The following is an 8,639-nucleotide window of genomic DNA, read 5'->3' on the forward strand; positions in this document are numbered from 1 at the left end:
CGACTAGGATTATATAAAAATGAAATTAAAATCACTTACTCTGGCAGTAGTCTCTATTATTAGTTTTAGTTCTGTTGCAACAACAATTGACTATCGACATGAGATGAAAGATACCCGTCAATCTGATCATAAAGATCGCTTACTGATTTCCAATCGTTTTGCCAATGGTTTCGGTTTGTCTTTAGAAGGAAAATGGGGCCAGCACAGCTCTGATACGACACCAAACAAACCTTTCAACGAGCAAGTCAGCAATGGCACTGAAGTCGTTGCCAGTTACATCTATCAATTCAATAAAACATTCCAGCTTGAGCCAGGCTTCTCATTAGAGTCATCATCTGACTATAACAACTACCGCCCTTATCTGCGTGGTAAAGTGTCCTTCACTGATGATTTTTCAACATCACTGCGTTATCGTCCATACTACAAGCGTAACCAGCCTGCTCAAACCAAATCTATAGAGAAAGGCCATGAGTTTACTATGCTATTTGCCTATAGTTTCTTGAAAGACTATTCAGCTGAATACGAATTGAATTACAAGAAGTCTGAAGATGAAATTCTGTCAAACAATGAGAAAGACGAATGGAGCCATGACCTGAAAATTGCCTATAAATGGGATAAAAACTGGAGGCCATATGCTGCTATCGGCAACGTTCCTGGTAGCAAAATCACTGATGAACGTCAAACACGTTACCGTGTTGGTGTTCAGTACAGTTGGTAATATATAGCCTGCCGCTATATCGCAACAGTTGTTCGACCAATAGTGATTAGTACCCTCATCATTACTTGTATAAATTATACCCATTACCTCTTATTGGGGAGAAGGGTTGACACTCGTTAGCTCTTCCTCTTTTTTGTTTTATCTATAAAGAAAGAATAAAAAAGCGTGAGTAATTACGTCGCTGTAGTTAATCCGGGGTTATTATCGTCCGTTGCCAGTCTGCCCGTTAATTTTAAATCCGAGGTGCCCATACTTCAATTCCTGGCCTATGCGAATATGTGAAAAGTTTCAGGCTTAATTATTATCTGTGATTTACCTATTTTTTAACTTTTTATTACACGGCTAGCAAACGTGGTAGATAACAGAGGTAGTGACCTGCCCCCAGTGCTGGGCCAACATCTCTGCCGGTACGGTATTCCAGCGACCGACCACTAACGTCTGCCAGTATCTGCCGCCAGTATGGGCTACGGGCCCCGCCGCCGATCAACATAATTTGCTTAGGCTGTAGCATGTAGCACATCCATACCATCGGCTAAAGCGAAACTTATACCTTCCAGTACCGCACGGACTAAATCAGTCGCATTATGTCGATGAGTAAAGCCCCCCAACTCCCCTTTAGAATTAGGATTATTATGGCGAGTAAGCTCCCCATAAAGATAAGGCAAGAACCAGACGGGATTGTCGGACTGAGGGGGGGCGCTCAATATTTGCCAACAGTTCCGAAACGCTGGCTACATTCGTTAGCTTACAAGCCCATTCTAAGCAGGCGGCGCTGAGCATGACAGACATTAGATGCCAGTTATTGGACAGGGCAGGGCATGGCTGAAGTTGTGTACTGCACGGTCAGGATTACTCAGAAAACCGTCGCTGACGGCAAAGTAAATGCCGGAAGTTCCGAGTGAAAGCATTGCCTGTCCGGTGCGGTATAAACCGATACCAATAGCACCGGCTGCGTTATCACCACTTCCGGCAGCAACTGGGATCTGACTAATCCCCCAACGTTCTGCATACCTGGCGTATGCTCATCGTAAACTACGCGGTCAAATAGTTGGCGAACTCACGCTTTATCGCTGGTTTTAAAGCTTTTTTCGATAAAGTCTTTCAGCGCCCGGCATTCCAGATTTAGATCGGCAAAGGTCTGCTTCAGACGACGATTCTCGTCCTCAAGATCTTTGATCTTTTTGATATTAGCGGCTTTCATTCCGCCATATTTCGCCTTCCAGTTGTAATAGCTGGCTTCGGAAATAGCGGCCTCGCGACACACATCTTTGACGCTCCTGCCAGCTTCGACTGATTTTAGTTCGGCGATAATCTGGCGCTCGGTGAATCGGATCTTACGCATAGCTATCTCACCAGGTGACATAATCAGTATGCGGAAGATCTCTAAAAGTGAATGGGTCATTTTGAGGGGATACTTACAGTTTGACGCCGAATGAATCAGAACGGTTGTTCTGGAAAAATTCGAAAGCCGTGGCCAGTTTTGCTTGACCACTACATACCCAGTTAGTGCTGTCATCTGATACCACACTACCGTCAAGTAAACCCAACCGGCACACCTAATACTGCGGATACGAACAATATCGTCTCTATATACTGCCGATGGCTTCCTTCAGTAATTTTTTGTTTTAAATGGTTATAATTGTGTTACCACACTCGCGGCGTTACCGAATTAATACCGCAAAGCTGTGCTACTTCACTGATACTGTATATCGTCACGCCATTTGCCTTGCCTAAATAATTAGATTTTACTGGCTTCCAATATACAAGTAAACGGCCAGAAAGAACGTGACTTGGCATTGAAGTGTACCATTAGTTGCATTTATATAGTTAAGACGAAAAAATAATCATGATAATAGAGCTATAATCTTAACAATAACTCAAGGAAATTAGAATGCAAAGCTGCGCTGACTAATATTAAGATGGGGTTTTTCTTAATGACACCTAAATCTATCGTCGCGTGGACTAATATCACTTTTCAACTGTTGTTACCGTTGACACAACCTTTTTACCCTGCAATAGCAAAAATGCTTACCTCTGAACCTCACACTTTAACGGGGGCAGTTTATGAAACTGTACCATATATATTGTCACCCGGTGAAAACGTATATGTTGTTGCCAAAAAGTATCACATTACGGTGGGTGAACTTCGGAAATTAAACCAGTTCCGCACATTTTCAAAGGCTTTCATTCAACTGGGTGCGGGGGATGAAATTGACATTCCACGTTCTACGCCGTTACCTTTTAAAAATAGCAGTAACGCACCTCCTTACTCGACAGCTCCTCCTCAATATAAAGAAAGGTTGGCACACAGTTTGATAAAGGGTGGAACACTTCTGGCTGACAGTGATACAGCTGGCGCGGCAGCTAACATCGCACGATCTGCTGTGGTGGGGGAAGCCAGCGACTCAGTGGCGCATTGGCTGAGTCAGTTTGGTACTGCGCGAGTTAAATTGGGTGTTAATAACGATCTTGGTCTTGATGGAAGTGCGGTCGATCTATTGGTGCCATTGTACGACTACCAAGGTTCTCTGTTATTCAGCCAGCTTGGTATGCGTAAGAAAGATGGTCGGAATACGGTCAATATCGGTGCGGGGGGGCGAATACTGCAGGGTGATTGGATGTACGGTATCAATACTTTTTTTGATCGTGACATAACGGGTAAAAATAACCGTGTTGGCTTAGGAGTTGAAGCCTGGACTGATTATCTGAAGTTTTCAGCTAACAGTTATTTGCGTATCACTGACTGGCACCAGTCCCGGGATTTCACTGATTATAATGAACGCCCAGCCAACGGCTATGATCTTCGTATTGAAGCTTATCTACCCACTTATCCTCAGTTGGGCAGTAAGTTGGCATATGAATATTATCGTGGTGATGATGTGGCGCTGTTTGGCAAAGATAATAGGCAGAAGAATCCTTATGCAGTGACCACTGGGATAAATTATACACCTATCCCATTGATAACTATTGGTGCAGAAAACCGCGTTGGTAAAGGTGGTAGGAATGAAACCAACATGAGCATCGAATTGAATTATCGGCTTGGTGCATCATGGCAATCGCAGATCGACCCATCGGCGGTGGCAACAAGCCGCACGTTAGCAGGCAGTCGTTATGATCTGGTTGAGCGTAACAACAATATTGTGTTGGATTACCAAAAAAAGGAATTGATTCAACTATCATTGCCAGATCACGTGTCAGGAAGCGCGTTTGGAATTATCAAAGTCGATGCACAAGTGACGGCTAAATATGGGCTTAAACGAATCGATTGGGACACTGCATCTCTGGTCGCGGCAGGGGGAGAGGTGATACAGATTTCGTCACAAACCCTATCGATTAAACTCCCTCCCTATAAAATAAACAGTAATGTTTATACACTGAGTGCGGTTGCCTACGACAGCCAGGGAAATGTCTCAAAACGAAGCACAACCCAGGTCATTGTCACACCGCAGGATATTAATCCGGCGAACTCTACGATACAGGCTTCACCCGCTGAAATACCCGCTGATGGCGTTGCCATCAGCCTCCTAACGTTGTCTCTGAAAGACAGTAGTAATCTGCCGGTTCAGGGTAAGAGCGATCAATTGACACTGGATTTAAATTTTACGCCAGACAAAACAGCTGCAGCTCCTGTGAGCAAACCGCAGTTAAGTGCGATTACTGAGACTGCTCCAGGTGTATATACATTCCAATTAACTGCTGGGTTCACCAGAGGGGAAACCATTATTGCTCCGGTAATTAATGATATCTCTCTGGCATCGACTAAGATTATCTTAACAGAGAGCCTCCATGCATTGAGTACAGAGTATTCTCTTTTCAAAGTAGCCCCTGCGACGATTATTGCTGATGGAATAGAGGCCAGTACGCTCAGCTTTACTGCTTTGGATATTAACAAACAACCAATTCATCAATTAGTGTTGGCATTTGAAGTTACAGGTATTTCCGGTGTTACCGTGAGTGCGATAACCGAAGATAACGGCGTGTATCATGCTGAGCTTAGCGGGATATCGGCAGGTATCGCGACGGTCATACCTACGCTGAATGGTTCTCCTATAGCAGAGAAATCGAATGAGATAATACTCACGGCAGATTATCGCACCGCGACTATTGAGATGACGATGATCACTGATAATGCAATCGCCAATGGCGTCGACCTCAATAAAGTACAGGCACATGTGACTGACAAGAATGGGAATTCTATTCCGAATGTACAGGTGGAATTTGAAGCGAACAATGATGCGACCATCACCCCCACAGCCATTACAGATGCTAATGGTGAGGTGACGGCTACGCTTGCCAATATCAATGCAGGTGTTACAACTGTGATAGCCAGTTTCAATGACAATAGTCAGAGTATCGACACTTCTTTTATATCGGAAACTCCAGTGAAATTAATGATATATAGCAATGGAGTAGAATTAACAACTCACCCTGTTGTTGACGATACCCTCGTGGCCGTTGCGATGTGTTCAATTGCGTTGTGTAACGGTGTTCCAGTGAATTATCAGTGGGAAGTAGAGTCTTTTGTGGGATCGGGAGTGTTCATTGCTATACCTGGCGCTACTTCTGAGTCATTGACAATAACAGCAGGCTTACAAAAACGAGCTATTCGAGTCGTTTCGCATTAAAACAAGGCATTTATCATCATTCTGAACGGCAATAAAATGTGACTAATATATTGGGTTCTAGTACAAAAGAGGAAAGAAAACAATGAAAAGCAAGATAGGCTCACTTAAAGGGCTCGAGTCTCTCGTCTTGGGGATATTGTTGAGTCTGCTGACAGCAGGGTCTGCATGGGCGCTCGTTACATCCATTCCGACTGCCAACGTTATAGGGCGTGCCCCTGTAGTCACTCAAAGCACTATTGTCTCAGATAATGCCAACGGCAATGGTTTGATAGATGTCGGAGATACGTTAAGTATCAGTACTCCCGGCGTATTCAGCGATGCTGACGGTGATGCAGCGATACCGGAAACATATCAATGGCGGGCCGATGGTGTCGATATCCCAGGAGCAACATCAAATACCTACACTATAGCTGCTGGTGATTTGGGCAAAACTATTACTGTGGAGGTTACGCCGCATACAGACCCGGCAATTACTGACCCTGCCGTTGGTTTGTCCGTTGCCTCTAATGCCTTGACGGTCATTGCTGGCGGTACAGTCACTGGCGTAACAGTTTCCGGCGAAGTCGGCGGCTATCCTCAGGTTGATTCTGCACTGACTGCGACAGTAACGTGTGCGGGCGGTGCCTGTAATGGTGTAACTTACCAGTGGCAGATTGAAACTGGACAAGGAACGAATACGTTCATTGACATTAGCGGAGCAACGAGTAATACCTATACACCGGTACGTACAGACCAGAGATTGAGGATTCAGGTTGTTGTTAGCAACTAACTGAGTCTGTAATAAAGAGTAAACCCCGGCATGCTTAGTTTGTTAAGTGTGTCGGGGTCAATTAACGTAATATTAGTATGATGGATACACTGGATGCTGCACCGTCATTTTATCTTTAATGAATTGTTAATCAGACTATTACTGATCCTGATGGTCATCATGAGCCAGGCAGTGCAGGCTGTTCAACAATCAACAGCGCCCGTTCACGGGCGAGCGCCGACGACAATCCTCTCAGTCAACAATACCAAGCCACGGGTCGGAGATGTGATTACGGTGACATCTGCTTTTAACGACGCAGACAGTGATACCGAATTTGGAACAACCTATCAGTGGATACTGGACGGTAACCTTATTAGCGGTGCGACGAGTCAAAATTATACGCTGAGTCTCAGCGACATAATTGTAGGCAGTGAGCTGAATGTGGTCGTAACTCCACAGACAGACCCCAGTATTACCGAACCCAGCGTTGGATTACCGGTTCAACTACCCAGTACGATCAATATCAAATGGCAACGGGCTATCTCCAGTCTGATATGGGCCGAATCACCATTGGGTGCTGTTGCAGATGGACTTGCTGTTAATACAGTTCGTGCGACTGTTGAATATCTGGATGGTACGCCTGCAGTGAATGCAGTTGTACATTTTTCTGCAAATAATTTAGGTGTAGTCACACCGAATGAGCCAACTGGAACCGATGGTATTACAACTGCTTTCGTAACAAATTTTATCTCTGGGTCCACTAAGGTAACGGCAAGTATTGATGAGGATGTCCAATCTATAGATACCTTATTTATTGCGGGTCCTGCCGAGCTCATTAATGCGGAAGTGACTCAAAATAATGCAGTTGCCAACGGATCAGATGACAATAGGATATTGGTCAGAGTGAACGACCGTCATCACAATGATGTAGTGGGCGAAACTGTGAACTTCACTGCCACAAACGGTGTTAACCTACTTTATACCAGCGGTGAAACCGACAGTAATGGCGAAGTAGAAATATTCCTCACCAGCAATACGGCGGCCAGAAGTGAGGTTACGGTAACGACACGTAGCGGTCTTTCTGCTACGGCCACTGTTGAATTTTTCAATGAAAAACAGATGACGCATATTTTAGTCAATGGCACTTCTTTCTCAGTCAATGATGGGTTCCCTAAAACAGGGTTCACAGGAGCAGTATTCCAGTTAGTCATTGGGGAATCCACTGCGGAGAATACAGAGTATAACTGGCATGCCGATCAGGGCTGGGTCAGTGTGGATGCTGTCGGGAGTGTTAGATTTAATCAGGAACCCACTTCTGGCAATAATACAGTTACCATAACTGCTGAACATAAAACCAATGGTTCGCTATTAACTTATCGATTTACCGTAGGCCGCTGGTTTAGAAACAACAGCTTCAACCTTATGAGATACAGTGATGCACAAACATGGTGCAGCTCACTTGTGGGGGATTACACCATACCAAATTATAGCCAGATGACCGACAGAGTGCCAATGATGCCAACGGGATCGAGTAGAGACGCAAACGGGAGATTGTGGAATGAGTGGGGGACTATGGGCAGTTACTCTAATGGTTGGTTTTCGGGTAATTATTGGGTGAGGGAACTTACCAATGATAGTAACGAACGGCATTATGTCTATCTGGGGAATGGCAATCTATTCAGCTTCCCTTTAGATGGTACAACCTATATCACTTGTTCTGCTTCGCTTTAGATAAAAAATGAGGTTGCTGCATATAGCCAGATGAAGCAATATTGCTCAGAGATAAACGTAAATATTACGATAAAACAATCTCAATAGTATAGAGGCTATTGGTAAAAACAGATATTTCGGCAATATTACAAAAGTGGCGGCCAAAACACTATGTGCAATACTGCTTTTTTTCAAATATCGGTCGGCATTTTTTAATTCCTCATTCTCACGGATTCGAAGAGTACTCATTCCGTAAATGTTATTTACTAAGATCAGCTTAACTGGAATTGACTAAGGTAAGTTGATAGTTTTGCATGCTAGACAAGTCCCGTTTATTTGAGCGTAGCCCCTTACTGAAATAAGTCTCCCATCGTCAATAAGACAACATTTCTCTTACTTTGTAGTAAAGTTCTAGATCACTGTCAACATTATACTTTTTATAAATATTTCTTCTGTGGTTATAAACTGTTTTATTACTTATACCAATTTTCTTAGATATCTGATTGACATTCATACCAGAGATGATGAGTTTTAAAACCTGACGTTGACGGACGGTTAACTCATCTTTTTCGCTATCATCAATCACCTTTTCATAACCAATTATTTGTGCCAAACCAGAACGCCTAACGCGAACCAAATTTAAAAATTTTAGGCCAATCTCTGATAAAAACTGTTTTTTACTTGCAATAGCATACTGATTTTCTATCATGACATTACTGACAAATGGCACGGTGCCATTTTTACTCAATATCAATAGAGACGCAATTCCGAAACGTTCTTTAATAAAACCAATGGCACTCCCTTGTTCTTTCTCACTAATACCATCAATATCGAAAAT

General features: G+C 43.7%; 5 protein-coding genes and 2 pseudogenes. 4 read left to right on the top strand and 3 right to left on the bottom strand.

Translation table 11 applies throughout. From position 1 onward, the window contains the following. Positions 1-19: 19 nt before the first annotated feature. Positions 20-718, top strand: coding sequence for an oligogalacturonate-specific porin KdgM family protein (locus V2A85_RS19610; protein WP_372558604.1), 699 nt, complete (start codon positions 20-22; stop codon positions 716-718). 376 nt (positions 719-1,094) lie between these two features. On the opposite strand, the pseudogene V2A85_RS19615 reads toward V2A85_RS19610, so the two are convergent. Both V2A85_RS19615 and V2A85_RS19620 read right to left on the bottom strand, forming a co-directional pair. Next, positions 1,095-1,734: pseudogene (locus V2A85_RS19615) on the bottom strand (FGGY-family carbohydrate kinase); the annotation flags it as partial. A 19-nt stretch (positions 1,735-1,753) separates the two neighbouring features. Next, positions 1,754-2,060: pseudogene (locus V2A85_RS19620) on the bottom strand (transposase); the annotation flags it as partial. A 592-nt stretch (positions 2,061-2,652) separates the two neighbouring features. Here V2A85_RS19620 and V2A85_RS19625 point away from each other — a divergent pair. From V2A85_RS19625 to V2A85_RS19635, 3 genes are all read left to right on the top strand, one after another. Then, a complete protein-coding gene (locus V2A85_RS19625; RefSeq protein ID WP_420072142.1) occupies positions 2,653-5,343 on the top strand; it encodes a ZirU family protein in 2,691 nt (896 codons plus the stop codon). 82 nt (positions 5,344-5,425) lie between these two features. After that, on the top strand, positions 5,426-6,112 hold the full coding sequence (locus tag V2A85_RS19630; RefSeq protein ID WP_420072143.1) for a ZirU family protein: 687 nt from the start codon (positions 5,426-5,428) through the stop codon (positions 6,110-6,112). A 93-nt stretch (positions 6,113-6,205) separates the two neighbouring features. Beyond that, positions 6,206-7,822, top strand: a complete 1,617-nt coding sequence (locus V2A85_RS19635; RefSeq protein WP_420072144.1) for an Ig-like domain-containing protein — start codon at positions 6,206-6,208, stop codon at positions 7,820-7,822. A 352-nt stretch (positions 7,823-8,174) separates the two neighbouring features. Here the strand turns inward: V2A85_RS19635 and V2A85_RS19640 are convergent. After that, positions 8,175-8,639, bottom strand: a 465-nt coding sequence (locus V2A85_RS19640) for a helix-turn-helix domain-containing protein (protein ID WP_420072145.1), incomplete at its 5' end; no start/stop codon positions are given.

The organism is Yersinia sp. 1252 StPb PI, assembly GCF_048593885.1.
GTDB classification, from domain to species: domain Bacteria; phylum Pseudomonadota; class Gammaproteobacteria; order Enterobacterales; family Enterobacteriaceae; genus Yersinia; species Yersinia enterocolitica_E.

Bases quoted from the DNA above. Each gene is read 5' to 3' on its own strand.
- V2A85_RS19610 (WP_372558604.1), top strand. From the start codon at position 20: ATGAAATTAAAATCACTTACTCTGGCAGTAGTCTCTATTATTAGTTTT.
- V2A85_RS19625 (WP_420072142.1), top strand. From the start codon at position 2,653: ATGACACCTAAATCTATCGTCGCGTGGACTAATATCACTTTTCAACTG.
- V2A85_RS19630 (WP_420072143.1), top strand. From the start codon at position 5,426: ATGAAAAGCAAGATAGGCTCACTTAAAGGGCTCGAGTCTCTCGTCTTG.
- V2A85_RS19635 (WP_420072144.1), top strand. From the start codon at position 6,206: ATGCTGCACCGTCATTTTATCTTTAATGAATTGTTAATCAGACTATTA.